This window comes from Pseudomonas sp. HY13-MNA-CIBAN-0226, assembly GCF_040310305.1.
Taxonomy (GTDB): Bacteria; Pseudomonadota; Gammaproteobacteria; order Pseudomonadales; family Pseudomonadaceae; genus Aquipseudomonas; species Aquipseudomonas gregormendelii.
This window is the reverse complement of the sequence record NZ_JBEOPS010000636.1, coordinates 1-235: the sequence shown is the minus strand read 5'-3', so window position 1 is coordinate 235 and position 235 is coordinate 1. Positions and strand designations below refer to the sequence as shown.

Here is a 235-nt window from a genome sequence, read left to right as displayed (position 1 = left end):
CCCCACACCTTTTATGACTACGACGCCAAGTACCTGGCTTCCGATACTCAGTACCGGATCCCATGCGGCCTCGAAGCAACCAAGGAACAGGAATTGATGGACCTCACGGCGAAAGCCTGTGAGGCGCTGGGTATCGCCGGTTGGGCGCGGGCAGACGTGATGCAGGATGACCAAGGGAATTTCTGGTTCCTTGAAGTCAACACCGCACCGGGCATGACCGACCACAGCCTGGTTC

Annotated in this window: 1 pseudogene; it reads left to right on the top strand. The window is 58.3% G+C overall.

The window, feature by feature from the left end:
* Positions 1 to 235 (top strand): annotated as a pseudogene (locus tag AAEZ05_RS30225) (D-alanine--D-alanine ligase); the annotation flags it as partial.